Origin of the sequence: Aeromonas sp. CD (assembly GCF_033349375.1) — a bacterium.
In the GTDB taxonomy this organism is placed as follows: domain Bacteria; phylum Pseudomonadota; class Gammaproteobacteria; order Enterobacterales; family Aeromonadaceae; genus Aeromonas; species Aeromonas hydrophila.
Genome location: NZ_CP137631.1, coordinates 2,355,157 through 2,375,146, shown reverse-complemented (window position 1 = coordinate 2,375,146; position 19,990 = coordinate 2,355,157). Strand labels below are relative to the sequence as shown.

At 63.7% G+C, this 19,990-nt stretch carries 20 protein-coding genes; 13 read left to right on the top strand and 7 right to left on the bottom strand.

Annotated elements, in window-relative coordinates; genetic code table 11:
* Positions 1-92: 92 nt before the first annotated feature.
* The 6 genes from R2E40_RS11130 (at position 93) to ttcA (ending at position 6,361) form a co-directional block, all read left to right on the top strand.
* A complete protein-coding gene (locus R2E40_RS11130) occupies positions 93-2,492 on the top strand; it encodes a heavy metal translocating P-type ATPase (RefSeq protein ID WP_318165494.1) in 2,400 nt (799 codons plus the stop codon).
* Between the two features lie 128 nt (positions 2,493-2,620).
* On the top strand, positions 2,621-2,812 hold the full coding sequence (gene ccoS / locus R2E40_RS11125) for a cbb3-type cytochrome oxidase assembly protein CcoS (RefSeq protein WP_005300771.1): 192 nt from the start codon (positions 2,621-2,623) through the stop codon (positions 2,810-2,812).
* Complete coding sequence (locus tag R2E40_RS11120; RefSeq protein WP_318165493.1) at positions 2,796-3,482, top strand: sulfite exporter TauE/SafE family protein; 687 nt, start codon at positions 2,796-2,798, stop codon at positions 3,480-3,482. The genes ccoS and R2E40_RS11120 overlap by 17 nt, the downstream gene beginning before the upstream one ends.
* Positions 3,483-3,550: 68 nt before the next feature.
* Complete coding sequence (locus R2E40_RS11115; RefSeq protein WP_005300768.1) at positions 3,551-4,306, top strand: FNR family transcription factor; 756 nt, start codon at positions 3,551-3,553, stop codon at positions 4,304-4,306.
* Between the two features lie 134 nt (positions 4,307-4,440).
* Complete coding sequence (gene uspE, locus R2E40_RS11110) at positions 4,441-5,385, top strand: universal stress protein UspE (protein WP_005300766.1); 945 nt, start codon at positions 4,441-4,443, stop codon at positions 5,383-5,385.
* 67 nt (positions 5,386-5,452) lie between these two features.
* On the top strand, positions 5,453-6,361 hold the full coding sequence (gene ttcA / locus R2E40_RS11105; RefSeq protein ID WP_011706151.1) for a tRNA 2-thiocytidine(32) synthetase TtcA: 909 nt from the start codon (positions 5,453-5,455) through the stop codon (positions 6,359-6,361).
* A gap of 84 nt (positions 6,362-6,445) precedes the next feature.
* On the opposite strand, the gene R2E40_RS11100 is transcribed toward ttcA, so the two are convergent.
* Together R2E40_RS11100 and R2E40_RS11095 are read right to left on the bottom strand one after the other, a co-directional pair.
* The gene (locus R2E40_RS11100; protein ID WP_318165492.1) at positions 6,446-7,123 is read right to left on the bottom strand and encodes a DUF2987 domain-containing protein; all 678 of its coding nucleotides are present in this window, start codon (positions 7,121-7,123) and stop codon (positions 6,446-6,448) included.
* A gap of 71 nt (positions 7,124-7,194) precedes the next feature.
* A complete protein-coding gene (locus tag R2E40_RS11095) occupies positions 7,195-7,932 on the bottom strand; it encodes a hypothetical protein (protein WP_029303065.1) in 738 nt (245 codons plus the stop codon).
* 300 nt (positions 7,933-8,232) lie between these two features.
* Between R2E40_RS11095 and R2E40_RS11090 the strand changes: the two genes are divergently transcribed.
* The 7 genes from R2E40_RS11090 (at position 8,233) to R2E40_RS11060 (ending at position 14,971) form a co-directional block, all read left to right on the top strand.
* A complete protein-coding gene (locus R2E40_RS11090) occupies positions 8,233-8,850 on the top strand; it encodes a glutathione S-transferase family protein (RefSeq protein WP_318165491.1) in 618 nt (205 codons plus the stop codon).
* A 205-nt stretch (positions 8,851-9,055) separates the two neighbouring features.
* Positions 9,056-9,475 carry a D-ribose pyranase gene (gene rbsD / locus R2E40_RS11085; protein WP_065477537.1) on the top strand — a complete coding sequence of 140 codons (420 nt, stop codon included), beginning with the start codon at positions 9,056-9,058 and terminating at the stop codon, positions 9,473-9,475.
* A gap of 75 nt (positions 9,476-9,550) precedes the next feature.
* The gene (gene rbsA / locus R2E40_RS11080) at positions 9,551-11,068 is read left to right on the top strand and encodes a ribose ABC transporter ATP-binding protein RbsA (protein WP_130633399.1); all 1,518 of its coding nucleotides are present in this window, start codon (positions 9,551-9,553) and stop codon (positions 11,066-11,068) included.
* A complete protein-coding gene (rbsC, locus tag R2E40_RS11075; protein ID WP_011706157.1) occupies positions 11,065-12,030 on the top strand; it encodes a ribose ABC transporter permease in 966 nt (321 codons plus the stop codon). Before rbsA ends, rbsC begins: the two co-directional genes overlap by 4 nt.
* A gap of 21 nt (positions 12,031-12,051) precedes the next feature.
* Positions 12,052-12,927 (top strand): ribose ABC transporter substrate-binding protein RbsB, encoded by an 876-nt coding sequence (gene rbsB / locus R2E40_RS11070; protein WP_010634030.1) that lies wholly within the window; start codon positions 12,052-12,054, stop codon positions 12,925-12,927.
* 107 nt (positions 12,928-13,034) lie between these two features.
* Complete coding sequence (gene rbsK, locus R2E40_RS11065) at positions 13,035-13,967, top strand: ribokinase (protein ID WP_318165490.1); 933 nt, start codon at positions 13,035-13,037, stop codon at positions 13,965-13,967.
* Complete coding sequence (locus R2E40_RS11060) at positions 13,967-14,971, top strand: substrate-binding domain-containing protein (RefSeq protein ID WP_318165489.1); 1,005 nt, start codon at positions 13,967-13,969, stop codon at positions 14,969-14,971. The genes rbsK and R2E40_RS11060 overlap by 1 nt, the downstream gene beginning before the upstream one ends.
* Positions 14,972-15,066: 95 nt before the next feature.
* Here R2E40_RS11060 and R2E40_RS11055 read toward each other — a convergent pair whose 3' ends face one another.
* The 5 genes from R2E40_RS11055 to R2E40_RS11035 all read right to left on the bottom strand — a co-directional run bounded on the left by R2E40_RS11055 (position 15,067) and on the right by R2E40_RS11035 (position 19,990).
* Positions 15,067-16,716, bottom strand: a complete 1,650-nt coding sequence (locus tag R2E40_RS11055) for a sensor domain-containing diguanylate cyclase (RefSeq protein ID WP_318165488.1) — start codon at positions 16,714-16,716, stop codon at positions 15,067-15,069.
* On the bottom strand, positions 16,716-17,192 hold the full coding sequence (locus tag R2E40_RS11050; RefSeq protein ID WP_318165487.1) for a hypothetical protein: 477 nt from the start codon (positions 17,190-17,192) through the stop codon (positions 16,716-16,718). The genes R2E40_RS11055 and R2E40_RS11050 overlap by 1 nt, the downstream gene beginning before the upstream one ends.
* 89 nt (positions 17,193-17,281) lie before the next feature.
* Positions 17,282-18,055 carry a Sir2 family NAD+-dependent deacetylase gene (gene cobB, locus R2E40_RS11045; RefSeq protein WP_011706162.1) on the bottom strand — a complete coding sequence of 258 codons (774 nt, stop codon included), beginning with the start codon at positions 18,053-18,055 and terminating at the stop codon, positions 17,282-17,284.
* An 84-nt stretch (positions 18,056-18,139) separates the two neighbouring features.
* Positions 18,140-18,739, bottom strand: coding sequence for a GNAT family N-acetyltransferase (locus tag R2E40_RS11040; protein WP_029300930.1), 600 nt, complete (start codon positions 18,737-18,739; stop codon positions 18,140-18,142).
* Between the two features lie 3 nt (positions 18,740-18,742).
* A complete protein-coding gene (locus R2E40_RS11035) occupies positions 18,743-19,990 on the bottom strand; it encodes a response regulator (RefSeq protein ID WP_011706164.1) in 1,248 nt (415 codons plus the stop codon).

Here is a 19,990-nt window from a genome sequence, read left to right as displayed (position 1 = left end):
GTCATGAGCCGTCCTGTTCACCATGACACGCTGGCAGCGACCGGCGCTTCACTGTTTCTGCCGACAGGCCGGGCGGCCTGCGGCCAGCTGTCATGAGCGGCTGCTTTCACTGTGGTGAGCCGGTGCCCGCCGGCAGCCGCTATGCCCTCGAGATAAAAGGCATAGTCCAGCCCATGTGCTGCCCCGGTTGTCAGGCGGTGGCGGAAACCATTCTGGAGTGCGGCCTGGCCAGCTACTACGAGCACCGCACCGCCCCCGGCACCAAGGGCGAGCTGGTACCCGAAGAACTCGCCGCCCTCACCCACTACGATCTGGCCGAAGTGCAGCAGGATTTTGTCACCGACAGCGCCACCGGCAGCCACAAGGTGCGCGAGATCCAGCTGACGGTGGAAGGCTTGACCTGCGCCGCCTGTGCCTGGCTCATCGAACGCCATCTGGGCAACCTGGCCGGGCTGCACTACATCAACGTCAACACCACCACCCACCGGGCCCGCATCAAGTGGGATCCGGACCGGCTCTCGTTGAGCGACATCCTCAAGGGCTTTGCCAAGATCGGCTATCGCGCCTACCCCTTCCAGACTCACCAGCAGGAAGCGCTCTACGCCAAAGAGGTGCGCAGCTACATGTTCCGGCTGGCACTGGCGGGGCTCGGCTCCATGCAGGTGATGATGTGTGCGGTGGCGCTCTACATGGACCTCTTCATCAGTGTCGAAGAGGAGTTCATGGTCTACTTCAAGTGGATAAGTCTGCTGCTCTCTACCCCCATCATGATCTATTCGGCCCAGCCCTTCTACGTGGGCGCCTGGCGCAGCCTCAGGCAGGGACACCTCTCCATGGACGTGTCGGTGTCGCTCGCGCTGATCGGCGCCTTCGTCGCCTCCATGTGGGCCACCGTGTTCAACACCGGTGAGGTCTATTACGACTCCATAACCATGTTCGTCTTCTTCCTGCTGCTGGGACGCTTCCTCGAGCTGCGGGCCAGACGCAAGGCCTCCGAGTCCAGCTCCAACCTGGCGCGGCTGGTGCCCATCATGGCCACCCGGCTCGATGAGGATGGCGATCACGAGGTGGCCGCCAAGACGCTGCAGGTTGGCGACCGGGTGCGAGTGCTTGCGGGGGCCACCCTGCCGGCGGATGGCATCATCCTGGTTGGGCAGGCCAGCCTCAACGAATCCATGCTGACCGGCGAACAGCTGCCGCTGCTCAAACAGGCGGGGGATGCCGTCTATGCCGGCACCATCAACACCGACGCCCCTCTCGAAATTCGGGTCAGCCATCCCATCGAAGAGTCGCGCCTGGCCCAGATCATGCGGCTGCAGGATCACGCGCTGGACGACAAACCGGCCATTGCCCAGATGGCGGATGTGCTCTCCCGCCACTTCATTCTGGTGCTGCTGTTCATCGCCGCTGGCGTCTGGACCTTCTGGCACTTTCATCAGCCGGAGCAGGCCTTCTGGGTCACCTTGGCAGTGCTGGTGGCGACCTGCCCCTGCGCCCTGTCGCTGGCCACCCCCACCGCGCTCACCTCGGCCACCGCTCGCCTGACCCGTGCCGGCATCTTGCTACGCCGTGGCCACGTGCTGGACGTGCTGACCCGGGCCAACCGCATCGTGATGGACAAGACCGGCACCCTGACCACCGGTAACATCAGCCTCACCAGCACGGAGGCCCTGGGTAACCTCGACGCGGCGCGCTGTCTTGCCATCGCCCGCGCCCTGGAGGCCTATTCCGAGCACCCCATCGCCCGCGCCTTTCGCTGCAATACCGCAGAGGACGCCGTGCTGCTGGCGGCCAGCAAGGTGACCCCCGTCATCGGACACGGTATCGAAGGGGTGATCGACGGTCGCCACTATCGGCTCGGCAGTGCCCGCTGGCTCGGCATCAGCGATGCCCACGCAGCGCAAGCGGACGGGCTGGTCATCTATCTGGCCGACGAGGATCGGGCGCTCGCCCGTTTCCTGCTGACCGACACCCTGCGCCCCGATGCGAAGTCGCTGATCCAGGCCTTCAAGGCGGCTGGCCTCAAGACCACCATCCTCACCGGCGACAGCTCGGCCCAGGCCGACGAGGTTGCCCGCGAGCTGGGGGTCGACGAGCTGGTCAAGGGCGTCACGCCGGATGGCAAGCTGGCCTACCTCAAGGAGCACGAAGCCCGCGGCGACATCAGCATCATGGTGGGAGATGGCATCAACGACGCCCCTGTGCTGGCCGGTGCCCACGCCTCCTTCGCCATGGCCGGCGGCACCGACCTGGCCAAGAACAGCGCCGATGCCATCTTGCTGGCCGACGATCTCTCCCGCCTGCTGGATGCCCGCGCCCTGGCACTGCGCACCCGCAAGATCATCAAGGAGAACTTCGCCTGGTCCATCGGCTACAACCTGCTGGTACTGCCGCTGGCGGCGAGCGGCTGGCTGCCCCCCTATGTGGCGGCGGCGGGCATGTCATTGAGCTCCCTCATCGTGGTCACCAACTCCATGCGGCTCAACCGCTGAGCCGTGGCCACAGGGACAGACAGGGTGAAGGGGGCGGGCTCCGGTCAGGCTCCTTTCACAATCGAATCGACGGGCCAGCGGCCACCAAGGTGGTGTACCATGACCCCTTTCATTGCAAGGTTTGCTGCATGAACATCATCTTCGTCCTCATCCCCATCGCTATCCTCTTCGTCATCATCGCCGGCGCCGTCTTCTTCTGGGCCATTCGCTCCGAGCAGTTTGAAGATCTCGACCGCCAGGGTTCCAATATCCTGTTCGATGAAGAGCAACCCGCCCCCAAACACGCCGAGCACGAGCACAAAGATGACGGCCACCCTTGATCTGCTGGGCGCCCTGCTGGTGGGACTGGCTGGCGCCGGCCACTGCATCGGCATGTGCGGCGGTGTTTCCGCCGCCCTCTCCATGGCCATTCCTGCCGAGAAGCAGCACTTCTGGGGTCGGCTCGGTTACCTGCTCAACTACAACCTCGGCCGGATCCTCAGCTATGTGATTGCCGGCGCCTTGGTCGGGGGACTGCTGGCCACCACCAGTGAGCTCGGCGCGGGCAAGCACGCCATCGCCAGCCTGCGGCTGGTGGCGGCCTTCCTGATGATTGCCCTCGGGCTCTATCTCGCCGGCTGGTGGCAGGGGGTGCTGCTGCTCGAGCGCATTGGCGCCAGGTTGTGGCCCCGCCTCAAGCCGCTGGCGGGCAAGTTCATCCCCTTCACCTCGGCCTGGCAGGCACTGCCGTTTGGCATGGTGTGGGGCTGGCTCCCCTGCGGGCTGGTCTACTCCATGCTGACCTGGAGCGCAGCAGCGGGATCCGCTGGCGGCGGAGCGCTGATCATGCTCTTTTTCGGCCTCGGCACCCTGCCGACCCTGTTTGCGCTGGGAGGGTTGGCGGATCGGCTGCGCTACTGGCTGACCCTGCGCAGTTTACGCCTTGGTGGGGCCCTGCTGCTCATCGTATACGGGCTGCATACCCTCTGGATCGGGATTGCGTCCTTTTGAAACCCTATCCAAAACGGATGAGTTGATGGTAAACTTGTTTGATATAAATCAATTATTCGTATGAGCCTATGATCCCGGAAAAGAAACCTGGCAGACGTATTCAGAGCGGTGGCTGTGCAATTCATTGCCAGGATTGCAGCATCAGCCAGCTCTGCATTCCCTTCACTCTGAACGACAACGAGCTCGATCAGCTGGACAGCATCATCGAGCGCAAGAAGCCGATCCAGAAAGGTGAAGAGTTGTTCAAGGCCGGCGATGAGCTCAAATCGCTCTACGCCATCCGTTCCGGGACCATCAAGTCATACACCATCACCGAACAGGGTGACGAGCAGATCACGGCCTTCCACCTGGCTGGCGATCTGGTCGGCTTTGACGCCATCCACAAGCAGGCACACCCCTCCTTCGCCCAGGCACTGGAAACCGCCATGGTGTGCGAGATCCCGTTCGACGTGCTCGACGATCTCTCCGGCAAGATGCCGAAGCTGCGCCAGCAGATCATGCGATTGATGAGCAACGAGATCATGGGCGACCAGGAGATGATCCTGCTGCTCTCCAAGAAGAATGCCGAAGAGCGCCTTGCCGCCTTCCTGCACAACCTGTCGGTGCGCTTCTCCGAGCGTGGTTTCTCCGCCAAGGAGTTCCGCCTCTCCATGACCCGCGGCGACATCGGCAACTACCTCGGCCTCACCGTCGAAACCATCAGCCGCCTGCTGGGCCGCTTCCAGAAGTCCGGTCTCATCAGCGTCAAGGGCAAGTACATTACCGTACTGGATCACGTCGCCCTCGGCGTCATGGCCGGTGCAACCCGCCCCCCCTGCGGTTAAGCTTCCTCTCTCTGGTGCCGGATCGGTTTACCCCGAAATTTGATCCGGCACACGTCCCCCCTTCTCCTCCTGAGCTAAGCTGTAATGGCTAAAGGTCTGCCATCATTGGTATTTTTGCCAAGGAGGAGGAGAACATGGTCAAGTACCGAAAAATTCTGGTGGTCATCAACCCGGAAGAAGAGCGGCAAATCGCCCTCGAACGAGCGGTCAAGGTAGCCGAGCTGGATGAAGGCGCCCAACTGACCCTGTTGCTCACCATTTACGACTTCTCGTATGAAATGACCGCCATGCTGTCGGTGGATGAGCGGGAAGAGATGCGCCACGGGGTGATTGCCCAGCGCCGCGAATGGCTCGACGACATTCTCAAACCCTACCGCGCCCGAGGGCTGGATTGCGAGATCAAGGTGGTCTGGCACAACCGTCCCTTCGAATGCATCATTCAGGAAGTGCTGGAGCAGCGCCACGATCTGGTGGTCAAGGCCACCCACCACCACTCCTTCCTGCAAACCTTTATCTTCACCCCCACCGACTGGCATCTGCTGCGCAAGTGCCCCTGCCCCGTGCTGCTGGTGAAAGAGGGTCATTGGCAGCGGGGCGGCAACATCATCGCCGCCATCAATTGCTCCAGCGACGATCAGGATCAGAAACTGCTCAACGAGCGGATCACCGAAGAGGGGATCGCCATCGCCGAGCTGCTAGGCTCCAACCTCTATCTGGTCAACACCTATCCGGGCACCCCGGTCAACGTGGCCATCGAGCTGCCAGAGTTTGACCCCAACGCCTACAACGACGCCATTCGCAAACACCACGAGAGCCTGCTGCTGAGCCACGCCGACAAATACGGCATCGGCCATCTCTGGACCCGTGTGGCGGAAGGCCTGCCCGAAGAAGTGCTACCCGATCTCGCCGGCGAGCTACAGGCCACCCTGATGATCATGGGGTGCGTCGGTCGCACCGGGCTCTCCGCCGCCCTGCTCGGCAACACCGCCGAACACGTGGTGGATCGTCTCGCCTGCGACATGCTGATCCTCAAGCCCGCCGATTACAGCTGCCCGGTCGATAGCCGCCGTCCAGCATAAGCCTTTCTTGCCCTCCCCCGGGACATGGCTATAATAAGCCGCTTATTTTTGTCCCGGGTTTCAGGTCATGCTAGAAGAGCTTAACGCCAAAGAAAAATACAGTTTCAACAAACTGCAGAAGCGCCTGCGGCGCAACGTAGGTCAGGCCATCGCCGACTTCAACATGATTGAAGAGGGTGACAAGGTCATGGTGTGCCTGTCCGGCGGCAAGGACAGCTTCGCCATGCTCGACATTCTGATGAGCCTGAAGGCCAGCGCCCCCATCCACTTCGATCTGGTGGCGGTCAACCTGGATCAGAAGCAGCCCGGTTTCCCCGAGCACGTGCTGCCCGAATACCTGACCACCCTCGGCATCGACTTCAAGATCGTCGAAGAGGATACCTACGCCATCGTCAAGGAGAAGGTGCCGGAGGGCAAGACCACCTGCGCACTCTGCTCCCGCCTGCGCCGCGGCATTCTCTACCGCACCGCCCAGGAGCTGGGCTGCACCAAGATTGCCCTTGGCCACCACCGCGATGACATCCTCGAGACCCTGTTCCTCAACATGTTCTACGGTGGCAAGCTCAAGTCCATGCCACCCAAGCTGGTGAGTGACGATGGCAAGAACGTGGTGATCCGCCCGCTCGCCTACTGCAAGGAGAAGGACCTGGTGCGCTATGCCGAGGTCAAGGCCTTCCCCATCATCCCGTGCAACCTGTGCGGCTCGCAGGAGAACCTGCAGCGCCAGGCCATCAAGCAGATGATGCAGGAGTGGGATCGCCGCTTCCCGGGTCGTCTCGAGACCATGTTCACCGCCATTCAGGACGTGATCCCGAGCCACCTGCTCGATCACAAGCTGTTTGACTTCAAGAGCATCAACCGCGACTCCGGCATCATCGACGGCGGCGACAAGGCGTTTGATCCGCCCGAGCTGCCCAAGGCACCGCTGCTGGATATCGACGAGATGGACATGCTGGACGTCATTGAGGTGCGCTAAGCCCACCTCAGCCACAAAAAAGGAGCGCCTGGCGCTCCTTTTTCATTTCTATGCCGGCCACCCTCAGTGGCGGCTCAAGATGGGCTAGCCCTTGTGCAGCCAGGGAGTCAACCGCAGGATCTCCCCCCGCAGCTGCAGCTTGCCCTCGGCAAACTCCGCCAGCTGGGTGTTGCTCAGCAGCAGTTGTCCCTCCTGCCAGGGCAGCGGCAGCTGGCGAGCACCGTCGATGAGGTAGGCGGTGCCGCTTGGCTGCACCAGGCTGACCCTCACCCCCGTCATCTCGGGCAGGAAATATTTGCCGACCATGCCGGCCAGCTTCTCCAGCAGGCTCTGCATGTCGTGCTGGCGCCCCGTCAACTCGCTCACCTTGAGCTCCCACCGACTGTCTGCCGGCGGCGGCACATCCGCCATCACCTGTACCGACAGATCGCAGGCCTCGTGAGGCTCGGTGAGCCCTACCACCACGGTCGCCTTGTCGAGATTCAAATCATCGTCATAGGGCAGCCGCAATTCGCTGTCGACAGTCACCTCGGCCGCCACGTCCCGATCCAGGGTCGAGACCCGGGCCGAGGTGAGCAGGCAGCGCCGGCCATTTTGCTGATCGGTCAGATAAAAACCCAGCCTGGCGTGACCAAACTCCCCTTTGGCGAAGGTCTTCATCTGGCTGTAGAAGGTGCCGTACTGCAGCTCAAGGGAAGGCTGCGCCACTGCCAGCATGGGCGCCATCAGCAGCGCGGCCGCCATCCCGTATCGATTGTTCATATGCCATCCTTTTGCATCACGCATCTGCACGCGCCGCTATCTGTTGCTGTTGTCTGACGCCCTGCATGCCGTCAGGCGTTGAAATGATCGGGGCCCTGGCTCACCTCGGTCACTTCGACCGCCACCCCGCACAGATCCCGGTAGAGGATCCCCTTGCAGTTGAAATAGAGCGGAGCCACCCAGATAAGCCCCAGCCCCATGGGGATCAGCGCCAGGAAGAACAGCGCCATCATGACCCCGTGCAGCAGCACTATGCTGGGCCAGCCGCGGGCAAACAGGCGCAGGGAAACCAGGATGGCCTGCACTGGCGACAGGCCGCGTTCCAGCACCAGCGGCACGGTAAACACCAGCCCCATGCCGATCAGGGCCGACGGAATGAAGGCCAGCATCACCGGCAGACCCAGCAGTTCGAACAGCGGGCCAAACAGGCTGGTGATGAGGCTGCCGAGCAGGCTCAGGCTGCCAAGGCGCAGGAAGTGGCGAAAGAAGTCGAATACCTGGCTCGGCCGGGCACGGACCCCCACCGACTGCTGCAACCCCAGCATGTCGAGGGAGGAGGTCATCGGCGACATGATGATGGTGATGAGCAGGCTCAGCACCAGGGCCACGTCCATCCCCCCTTCCTGATTGACATAGGGGGCGAGCAGGGTGTTGCTCAGCAGCATCCAGATGGCCGTCACCCCGACGATGGCCAGCAGCAGGCCGAATCCGGTGCGCCGCGTCTGTTGCCAGCTCTCCTGCAATACCCCCTTGAGGTCGAGACGATATCCCTGGCTCAGGGACTGTTCGAGGGAACCACCTATCCGCATTTTGTTACTCAATTGACTATCCAACATCCGAAAAACTGCTATTCAGGGAGCACATTATAGCGATTTGACCCGGCATGCGTAGCCGTTTTTCCTGTTATCTGCCGTTCAGAAACTCATTGATTTCACAGGGAGCCGTGGCATTTTTCCGGACAAAGCCGGGTTCCCCGGCCCACTCGCCCACCTGACTCGCAATACCCGCTTGGTTCCCCTGACGCATGGGGGTAGGATGCCCAAAGCGCCGCTAGCTAGCTCATTGGGCGGCGGATTTCATGCCCCCTCGTTCGATAAAGGATATCGACCATGTCAGAACTGACCCTCTACCTCACCCCCGGCACCTGTGCCATGGCGGTTCGTATCGCCCTGGTGGAGGCTGGCGCACCTCACCAAATAAGGCGCGTGGACTTCGCCAGCGGCGAGCAGCGCTCCCCCGCCTACCTCGCCATCAATCCCAAAGGCCGAGTGCCGGCGCTGGTGACCGAGCGCGGCGTGCTCACCGAAACCCCGGCCTTGCTGCTCTATGTGGCGCAGCGCTTCCCGGATGCCAAACTCGCCCCCCTCAATGATCCTTTCCTGCTGGCCCGCATGCAGGAGGTCAACAGCTTCCTCGCCTCTACTGTGCACGTCGCCCATGCCCATAGCCGGCGTGCGGCCCGCTGGGCCGATGATGAGCAGGCCATCGCCGCCATGCAGGCCAAGGTGCCGCGCAACATGCGCGATGGCTTCTCCCAAATAGAAAACAACTATCTCGCCGGTCCCTGGGTGCTGGGGGAGCAGTTCAGCCTAGCCGACATCTACCTGTTCGTGGTGGCGAGCTGGCTCGAGGGCGACAGGGTGACCATCAGCGAGTTTCCCAAGGTCGCGGATCACTATCGGCGCATGCTGGCACGCCCCGGCGTGCAGCAAGGGCTAGCCCTTTAATCCTCTCGTTACGGGTGCCAGTGCTCTTCTGGCACCTGTTTTTCCCCGCTTTCCCCTCGCCATTGAGATCGTTTTCACATTTCTGCCATCTCTTGGTGGATCAAAACCGCCTGAGCGCCTATCTTCCACCTCATGACGCAACCGGTTGCGTAACCGGTTGCCTAGCTAACATCAGATACGCGGGCATAGCCTGCCGAGGTGCTGTATGAAACGAGGCGTACTGCTCAATGCTCCCCTGAGTGCCCTGGTGGCACGGATGGGTCACACCGACGAGATCACCGTCTGCGATGCCGGCCTGCCCATTCCGGCCGGCCCGGAGCGCATCGATCTGGCGCTGATGGCGGGGACGCCGAGCCTTGAAACCGTGTTGACCGCCCTGCTCACCGACCTGGTGGTGGAGAAGGTGATCATGGCGAGCGAGATCAAGCAGATCAGCCCCGCCGCCCATCAGGCGCTGGTGGATCAGCTGGCGGCGCACGCCGCCGCCCAGGGCAAGCCCATCACCATCGAGTACTGCCTGCACGAAGCATTCAAGGCTCGCTCCCACCAGAGCAAGGCCATCGTGCGCAGCGGCGAGGTGACCCCCTACGCCAACCTCATTCTCTGCGCCGGCGTGGCGTTTTAAATTCCCAAGGAAGCAGCTATGAGCAACGCCAATATGCTCCCCCCGTCCCCTGTCGGGCTCTCCGGGAACGCCAATATGCTTCCCTCGCCCATTCTGGCGCTTTCCGGGATCGTCAAGACCTTCCCCGGGGTGCGCGCCCTCGATGAGGCGGGCCTCAAGGTCTATCCGGGTCAGGTGATGGCCCTGCTCGGCGAAAACGGCGCCGGCAAATCGACCCTGATGAAGGTACTGACCGGCATCTACCAGGCCGATGCGGGCAGCATCAGCTATCGCGGCCAGCCGGTTCACTTCAAGGGCCCCCGCGACTCCCAGGATCAGGGGATCAGCATCATCCACCAGGAGCTGAACCTGCTGCCGGAATTGTCGATTGCCGCCAATATCTTCCTCGGCCGCGAACCGCGTACCCGTTTTGGCAGCATCGACCACAAGCAACTGCGCGAGCGTGCAAGCACCCTGCTGGCACGGCTTGGCGTCAAGCACGGCCCGGATACCCGGCTCGGGGATCTCTCCATCGGCGAACAGCAGATGGTGGAGATCGCCAAGGCGCTGTCGTTTGATGCCAGCGTCATCATCATGGACGAGCCCACCGATGCCCTCACCGACACTGAGACCGAGCAGCTGTTCGTGGTCATCCGCGAGCTGCGTGAGCAGGGCTGCGGCATCGTCTACATCTCCCATCGCTTGAAGGAGATCTTCGAAATCTGTGATCGGGTCACCGTGCTGCGCGATGGCAAGTGGATCGGCGAGCAGGCGGTGAGCGAGCTCGACGAAGACAGGATCATCGAGATGATGGTGGGCCGCCGGCTGGAAGAGCAGTACCCGCGCCTCGCCCGCGAGCTCGGCCCGGTCAGCCTGCAGGTCAAGGAGCTGGCCGGCCCCGGTGTGCGCGGGGTCAGCTTCTCCCTGCGTCAGGGTGAAATTCTGGGCTTCAGCGGCCTGATGGGGTCCGGGCGTACCGAGCTGATGAAGCTCATCTACGGTGCCAGCCCCATCAGCGCCGGTGACATTACCGTGGATGGTCACGCACTGGTCCCCAAGAGCCCAGCCGATGGCCTGGCCGCCGGCATCGCCTACATCTCCGAGGATCGCAAGGGCGATGGCCTGGTACTGGAGCTGTCGGTGCGCGAAAACATGAGCCTGTGCGCCCTCGGCGAGTTCATCAGCCACGGCAAGATTGACGGCCAGGCCGAGCGCCAGGCGGTGGGCGACTATGTGCGCCTGTTCAACATCAAGACCCCGAGTCAGGATCAGCTGATCAAGCTGCTCTCCGGCGGCAACCAGCAGAAGGTGGCCATCGCCAAGGGGCTGCTGACAAGGCCCAAGGTGCTGATCCTGGACGAGCCGACCCGCGGCGTCGATGTCGGCGCCAAGAAGGAGATCTATCAGCTCATCAACCAGTTCAAGAAGGAGGGGATGAGCATCATCCTGGTCTCCTCCGAAATGCCGGAAGTGCTCGGCATGAGTGATCGCATCATGGTGATGCACGAAGGGCGCATCAGCGCAGAATTCAACACCCGCGATGCCAATCAGGAGAAGCTGATGGCAGCGGCAGTCGGTAAACAGTGGCAAGCAGAGCAAGAGGCAGCACAATGACAACCCAAACCCTTTCCCGCCGCGGCGTCATGAGCAAGGCCTGGTGGATCGAGAACAAATCCCTGGTCGCGCTGCTGGTGCTGATCGGCGTGGTCTCCTTCCTCAGCCCCAACTTCTTCACCGCCGACAACCTGCTCAACATCCTGCGTCAGACCTCGGTCAACGCCATCATGGCGGTCGGCATGACCCTGGTCATCCTCACCGCCGGCATCGATCTGTCGGTCGGCTCGGTACTGGCCCTGTGCGGCGCCCTGGCCGCCACCATGGTGGCCATGGAGCTGCCCATCGCCCTGGTGATCCCCCTCACCCTGGGGGCCGGCGCCCTGCTTGGCGGCATCAGCGGCCTCATCATTGCCAAGGGCAAGGTACAGGCCTTCATCGCCACCCTGGTCACCATGACCGCCCTGCGCGGCGTCACCATGGTCTATACCGAGGGGCGCCCCATCTCCACCGGTTTCAGTGACGGCGCCGATCACTTCGCCTGGCTGGGTACCGGTTACCTGTTCGGTCTGCCAGTGCCCATCTGGCTGATGGCCATCGTCTTCCTGCTGGCCTGGTTCATGCTCAACCACACTCGCCTGGGCCGCTACATCTATGCCCTCGGCGGCAACGAATCGGCCACCCGCCTCTCCGGCATCAATGTGGACCGGGTGAAGCTCGCGGTGTATGGTCTGTGCGGCATGCTGTCGGCACTGGCCGGGCTCATCGTCACTTCCCGCCTCTCCTCCGCCCAGCCGACCGCCGGCATGGGGTACGAGCTGGATGCCATCGCGGCAGTGGTGCTGGGTGGCACCAGCCTGATGGGGGGCAAGGGCCGCATCATGGGTACCCTGATCGGGGCGCTCATCATCGGCTTCCTCAACAATGCCCTCAACCTGCTCGACGTATCGTCCTATTACCAGATGATCGCCAAGGCCAGCGTGATTTTGCTCGCCGTGATGATCGATAACAAAAGCAAGTAAGCACACACAAGGAATGAAATGATGAAAAAGCTCAATACCCTGCTCGCTGCCGCCATCATGTCCGTGCTGGGCACCGCCCAGGCCGCCGATCACACCCTGGCCATGGTGGTCTCCACCCTCAACAACCCCTTCTTCGTCACCATGAAGGAAGGGGCAGAAGCCAAGGCCAAGGAGCTTGGCTACGAGCTGGTGGTGCTGGACTCCCAGAATGACCCGGCCAAGGAGCTCTCCAACATGGAAGATCTCACCGTGCGCAAGGTCAACGCCATCCTGATCAACCCGACCGATTCCGAAGCGGTGGGCAATGCCATCCGCTTGGCCAACAAGGCCAACATCCCGGTACTGACCCTGGACCGCGGCGCGGCGCAGGGGGACGTCAAGGCCCACATCGCCTCCGACAACGTGGCGGGCGGCAAACTGGCCGGCGATTTCATCACCCAGAAGCTGGGTGCCGGTGCCAAGGTGATCCAGCTGGAAGGGATCGCCGGTACCTCCGCCGCCCGTGACCGTGGCGAAGGCTTTGCCCTGGCCGTAGCCGCCAACAAGCTGGAAGTGCTGGCCTCCCAGCCCGCCGACTTTGACCGCACCAAGGGTCTGAACGTCATGGAGAACCTGCTGGCCGCTCACCCGAGCGTGCAGGCGGTGTTCGCCCAGAACGACGAGATGGCGCTGGGTGCCATCCGCGCCGTGCAGGCCGCCGGCAAAGAGGTGATGATCGTCGGCTTCGACGGCACCGACGATGGCAAGGCCGCCGTGGCCAAGGGTAAACTGGCCGCCACCGTGGCCCAGCAGCCCGCGCTGATCGGCGCCATCGGCGTGGAAACCGCCGACAAGGTGCTCAAGGGCCAGCCGGTGGAAAAATCCATCCCGGTTCCGCTGCAAGTTGTCAGCAAGTAAGTTGACGGGGGGAGGTTCGCCTCCCCCTTTTCACTCAAGGTTTACGGTGCCTCCCGGCCTGGGTCCGGCTTTCGTGTCCATGCCAAGATGCATCAGGAGTACTCAACATGAATCGTCTCGTCGTTCTGGGCAGTGTCAATGCAGACCACGTGCTGCGCGTCCCCCACTTTCCTCGCCCGGGTGAAACCCTGACCGGCCACAGCTATCAAGTGGTGCCCGGTGGCAAGGGCGCCAACCAGGCGGTGGCCGCCGCTCGGTTAGGTGCAGAAGTCTCCTTTATCGCCCGCATCGGCGATGACGCCATCGGCCACCAGATGAAGACCGGCTTTGCCAAAGACGGCATCGACGTGAGCGCCGTCGAACTCGATCCCAAGCTCCCCACAGGCATCGCCATCATCTATGTGAGCGATGAGGGAGAGAACAGCATCGGCATCTCCGCCGAAGCCAACGGCGCCCTCACCCCGGCCGTGGTGAAAAGCCACCAGGCGATGATCGCCGCCGCCCACACCCTGCTGCTGCAGCTGGAAGTGCCGCTGGAGAGCGTGCTGGAAGCCGCCCGCCTGGCCCGTGCCCACGGCACCCGGGTGGTGCTCAACCCCGCCCCCGCTCGCTCGCTCTCAAGCGAACTGCTGGCACTGGTCGACCTCATCACCCCCAACCAGACCGAAGCCGAGCTGCTGACCGGCGTAAAAGTCACCGACGAGGCGAGCGCGGCCGAGGCGGCCGCCCGCTTCCACCAGATGGGCATCGGAGAGGTGATGATTACCCTGGGCTCGCAAGGGGTCTATTGCAGCAAGGGGCAGCAGCAAGCGCTCATCCCGGGCTTTCGGGTCAAAGCAGTAGACACCACGGCGGCCGGCGATACCTTCAACGGCGCCCTGCTGGCGGCCGAGCTCGCCGGCGCCGACTTTGACGCTGCCGTGCGCTTTGCCCACGGTGCCGCAGCGCTCTCCGTCACCCGGTTTGGCGCCCAGAGCTCCATTCCGAGCAAGCAGGAGGTAGACACCTTCCTGCTTGAGCAGACTGCGCAGGGGCACTGATGGCCAATATCAAGGAGGTGGCGGCGCTGGCGGGGGTGTCGACCACCACCGTCTCCCACGTCATCAACGAGACCCGTTTCGTCGCCGAGGAGACCCGCGAGCGGGTCTTCAGTGCCATGCGCGATCTCAACTATGCCCCGAGCCTGGTGGCCCGCAGCCTCAAGGTGAAGGAGACCAACAGTATCGGCATGCTGGTCACCACCTCCAGCAACCCCTTCTTCGCCGAGGTGGTACGCGGGGTGGAGCGCTACTGCTTCGAGCAGGGCTACAACTTGATGCTGGGCAACACCGAGGGCCAGGCCGAGACCGCCCTCTCCTACCTCAAGATGATGCTGCGCAAACGGGTCGACGGCCTGCTCATCATGTGCAGCGAGGGGCAGCAGGAGGTGTTCAACCAGCTCGACTGGCTCAAGAGCCTGCCGGTGGTGGTGATGGACTGGGGGATGGAGAGCGCCGACGTGGATCTTATCGCCGACAACTCCCATCGCGGCGGCTACCTGGCGACCCGCCACCTGCTGGAGCTGGGTCACACCGCCATCGGCTGCATCACAGGCCCCCACAGCCGCGCCCCCGCCAACCAGCGTCAGGCGGGCTTCGAGCAGGCGATGCAGGAGGCCGGGCTCACCGTCAACCCAGAGTGGGTTCAGGAGGGTGACTTCGACTGCGCCAGCGGTCATCAGGCGATGACCCGCCTGCTGTCCCTGCCCGAGCGCCCCACCGCGCTGTTCGTCTGCAACGATATGATGGCGATGGGAGCCATCAGCGCCGCTCATCAGGCGGGACTGGTGATCCCGCGCGATCTCTCGATCGTCGGCTATGACAACGTGGCGCTGGCCGAATTCATGTCGCCGCCGCTCACCACGGTCAATCAGCCGAAAGAGGAGCTGGGCCGCCTTGCCGTCACCCGGCTGCTGGCGCGCATCAATGGCGAGGCGGTGGCGGATCATCTGATCACCGTCGACCCCGACCTGGTGATCAGGGATTCCTGCGCCCCCCGCCCCTGACATTCACCTGCAATACCTGCAATAAAAGCGCAAGGCGACCCTGGGGTCGCCTTGCTGCGTGTTGTCTCTGGCCGGTTCAATACCGCTCTGTGTGCTCAAGCCAGCTGCCTTGCCTCACTGCCCGCCAGCACCTCCAGTTGCACCAGCCCCAGTCGCCGGGCCAGCGGCTGCAACAGCTCGCTGTGCTCCGCGTCATCTGGCAGCCAGTAACGGACGGGCCAGCCGGCCGCCAACTGGGCCGGGGTGGCGCTGCCAATATCGCTGAGCGCCAGGATGTCCCCCTGCTGCCGCAATCCCGCCAGCAAGGCTGCATCCGGCTGCAGCGCCGGCACCAGCAGCACCCGCGGCGTGCGGGAGGCGTCCGGCAGATAGGCCACGGCATGGGCCAGCTGGGCCTGGTTGTCGAGCGGAAGCAACAACGCCCGCCCATCGGCATGCTGCGCCTCGTGCGCTTGCAGCAACCGGGCCAGCACGGGCCCCAGCACGCCGCACTCCTGCAGCCAGCGCATCTGGCAGGGCGCCCCCTGCTCACGCCAGTAAAGCGTCATTTGCCACAGGTCGTTGCCCTGCCCATCCGTCAATCCCTGCAACGCCACTCGCAGCGGCGCAGGCTCGCGCCCGGCCAGCCAGTCGCGCAGCTGGTGAAGCTGATGCTGGCTCAACTGCAACTGCTGCAGCATGGCCGGTTCGAACCAGCAGATGTCCCCCTCCTGGCTGCGTTTGGCCTGGTTGAGGGCCAGGATGGCCTGATCCAGCAGCCGGCCGGCATCTTGCTGCTGTGCCTTGGCCACCCCGAGCCGACAGGCCAGCTCGAAGCTGCACTCCCGGGTCACGAACTCGAAATTGAGCAGGTTCACCAGCTCATGAATGCGGGTTTCCAGCGCGCCATCCGCGCTGGTCAACATCACAGCGAACTCGTCGCCGCCGAGCCGGTAGGCATGGCCATTGTGGGCCTGCTGCAGCTTGTCGGCCACCGTCTGCAACAGCCGATCACCGACCTGATAACCGAGCAGATCATTGACCTGCTTGAAGCGCTTGAGATCGAGCACCACCAGGGCGCTCGCCTCGCTGGCATGCAGGGCGCGGGAGAGCTGCTCCTGCAGGGCGCGGCGGTTGCCAAGCCGGGTCAGGGGATCGAGCAGGGCGAGCCGGCGATTCGCCAGGTTGGCGCGAATGAGGGCGGCCACCAGGGCGCCGCCGGTCAGCAGCAGGATCAGTTGCCAGATCTGCAGCCAGAACAGGCTGCTGCGGATCTGGCTGACCGAACGCTCCCGCTCCTGACCAGAGAGGATCTGATCCCCAATCTGCTCGATGAGGCGGGTCTGGCTGGCGATCGCCTCCTGCAAGCGGGCAAGCTCGGCCCCCTCGCGCAGCGCACCGGCCTCCATCTGGGGTTCGAGCTGCTTGATCTGCTCGAACAGTCCGGCCAGCGCCTTGCCGAGCCCGTGCCGCTGGCGCGCCTCGGCAGTTTCGCTGCTGATGAGAAAGATATCGAGCCGGTTCCACAGCAGATCGTAATCCAGGCTCAGGGTCTCCATCCCCAGCCGGCCGGCCCGGTAGAGCTGCAGATCGTAGAGGAAACGCTGGGATTCCAGCATCACCTGGCTGATGTTCCAGTGGATATTGCGGTAGAAGGTATCAACCAGCTGCTCCTGGCGATGCTGCAGATAGAGGCTGCTGCCGGAGGAGAGCAGAAACAGCAGCGACACCGCAACCAACAGCAGTTTGTGGCGGGATAGCCCCATCAATCAAGGATCTCGATGCGGGTTACCTGCCACACCATGCAGTTGTGGATGGCGGGCACGTCCAGCTTGGGATAGGTGGTGAACGGAATGAGCAGCCAGAGCGGGCCCTTGTTGCGCCGGGTCAGCGGTTTGCCGTCCTCCTGGCGCACCAGGGTCAGCGGCACGCCGTCGAACAGGGCCAGATCCACCACCTGCTGATAGCCGTTGAGGGCCGAGACGGCGATCTTGCGGGCATTCAGGATCCCGTGCGCCGCCAGCACGGCCGCCAGGGTCGGCCCGCGATAGTGGTGGGCGCCCTGGGTCCAGGGAGTGGTGGTAGTGAATTCGGTCTGCGGCAGGGCGGACAGGGCCGCCTCATCGAGAGTCACTGGCTGGCCGCTTGGCAGCACCAGGGTCATCAGGGGGATCGAGGCCGATGCGCCGGCACTGGCCAGCATCAGGAGGAAAAAAGCGATCCATTGCTTTACTGCGGTCATGGTAATTTGCGCCAACTGCGTCCCATTTTTTGTGGCTGCCAGTGTGGCGATTTCACCGGTTCATTGCAACTGTCCAGTCGCACAATAGCTCAGGGACCGCGCATCTCCATCCAGTTGTGGCCCTCGATCTGCGCCGGCTGGTGCACGCCGCAGCTTTGCAGCAGCTCATCCACGTAGGCCGGCACCAGCAACGAGGCCGGGCCGTAGCGCTTCTCGTCAAACTGGCTGCCCACTTCGCTCGGCTCGAGATTGAGTTCGATGGTGTGGGCCCCGTTCAATCCCGCCTCGTGCACGAAACCGGCCGCCGGATAGACGGCGCCCGAGGTGCCGATGGAGATGAACAGATCGCACTGGGCCAGCGCGCTGTAGATGCGATCCAGCCCGAGCGGCATCTCGCCGAACCAGACCACGTGCGGGCGCAGCGGCTGGGGGAACTGGCAGCAGGTGCACAGCTCCTCCTGCTGCAGATCACCGCGCCACTCGATCACCTGGCCCGAGCCCGGGCAGCGCGCCTTGAGCAGCTCCCCGTGCATGTGAATGAGGTTCTTGCTGCCGGCGCTCTCGTGCAGGTTGTCGATGTTCTGGGTCACCAGGGTGACGCAGCCCGGCAGCAGGCGCTCGAGCCTGGCCAGCGCATAGTGGGCCGGATTGGGGTGGATATGGGGTTGCTGCAGCTGGTGGCGGCGGGAGTTGTAAAAACCCTGTACCAGGGCGGGATCCCGTGCGTAGCCCTCCGGCGTCGCCACGTCTTCGACCCTGTGCTCTTCCCACAGACCGTCACAGGCGCGAAAGGTCTTGATGCCCGACTCGGCAGATATCCCGGCACCGGTAAGAATGACGATGTGTTTCGCTGACTGCACCATGACTGACTCCCTCTGACGACCTCTCTGGCTGACCTTAGCACAGGGTGAAAAACCGGCCTATTCGCCCTTGGTCTTATGACGCGGTTACAGGGTGTCGAGCACGCTCAGATCGAGTCGCACAAACACCAGCTCCCGCCCCGTCACCAGGGTGAGCGGCAAGCCCAGCCCGCGCAGCAGCGCCAGCATGGGGCGATTCTGGGGCAGCACCTCCGCCGTCCACTCGCGAATGCCTTCAGAGCGCGCCAGCAGGGCCAGCGCCAGCAGGATGCGCCGTCCCGCCCCCCGGTGCTGGAAGTGATCGGCGACGATGCAGGAGAACTCGGCCCGATCCGGGTGCAGCCGCCGCCGGATGGACTGGGCCTGGGCCAGCGGTCGCCCCTGACCGTCGGTCAGCAGCAGCCCAATCTGCTGCTCCTTGGGGTAATCGAGGAAGAAGGCGAGCTGCTCGTCACTCGGGATCTGCTTGGCGCGCATGAAACGCAGGTAGACACTCTGTTCACTGAGCTCGCCATAGGCGGCCCTGATCCGCTCGGGATCGGCTCCCGCCAGCTCCTGCAAGCGGCAGGGAATGCCCCCCACCTCCATCATCAGCGGCAGGGCTGCCCGCGAATGAGGATGCAGCCAGCCGGCCAGGGCGCGTCGCAAGCGGGCCTCGTCCGGTGGCCAGCAGAGATAGCGGGCCACCGTCTACCAGCGCCCCGCCACGCCCTGATCGCGCCACAGATTGCTGTCCAACAGGTTAAAGGGATCGTCCAGATAGAGGGCGATCCCGAGCTCCCTGGCCCGGTTGATGAAGCGCCCCAGCAGGGAGTCCGGGGTCATGGCTTCCAGCCCGGGCAGCAGGCTCTGTCCCAGCAGCAGGTGCTGTAGCGGCATCCGCTCCAGCAAGTCGAACGGAATGTGCTGATCGTTGTCCAGCAGCAGTGCCAGCTTGGCCCCCGCCAGACTGGCCTGCAGCACCAGGGCAAAACGCTCCGCCTGGCTCAGCAGGTGGTCGCGCCGGTGGATGAGCAGGGTGAGCTCGCCAGGCTCCCGGCCCTGCTGGACCAGCCACTCGCGTACCCGCTCCCAGCGCGGAGGCAAGCCGGTCACCGCCAGCCAGATGGGCAAGGGCGACGGGGGATCGGACAAGAGTCCGAGCAGCCCTTTCTCTTCCCCCTGCCAGGTGCGGATGGTGCGGCGCAGACCACTCAAGCGGCGCTGACGCTGCGGTCCCAGATAGAGCGTCTTGAGCAGCCGCAGCAGATCGTCGGCCAGCAGCGGCTTGGCCAGGGCGGCCAGCACGTTGAAGCCGGCGTCGTGCAGCAGGCGGCGGGCGCCGTCGATCAGGGTCTGATCGTGGGCGGAGAGCAGCACGATGGGCAAGCCACTGTGCTGGTATTGGGGCTGGCTCATCAGCAGGCTGATGGCATCCTGCTCCACCAGACTGAGATCGCTCACCAGCAGCTTGACCTCGCCGCCGGCCAGCGCCTTGATGCAGGCGTTGCCATCCTGCACCCACTGACAGGGCACCCCCAGACCCTTGATCTCCTGCTGGATGTGGGCCCCCTGAAACGGGTGATCCTCCAGCAGCAGCACCTGGGTCTGGGCCAGCCACTCCTGCCACGCCAGGTAGCGGCCATTGACCCCCGCCAGCCAGTCGTCGGTGAGGCGATAGACGCCCTCGGCCTGCGCCGTCAGCTGCGGCAGATAATCAGCCCCCACATGGGAGTCGGGATCGAACAGGGCGATGGCACCGGCGGCAAACAGCCCTTCCCACTGCCAGCAGGCATCGGGGCGGGTACGGCGCAAGGTGGCGAACTCGGGCAGCTCGACGGCCTTTGCCGTCCGATAGGCGACCCCATCCAGGGCGTAGATGGTCACCGGGTGGAACAGGCGCTCGTCCGTCTCTTCCGAGTTCAGCAACGCCAGTAACTCTTCATCTGTGATGATCAT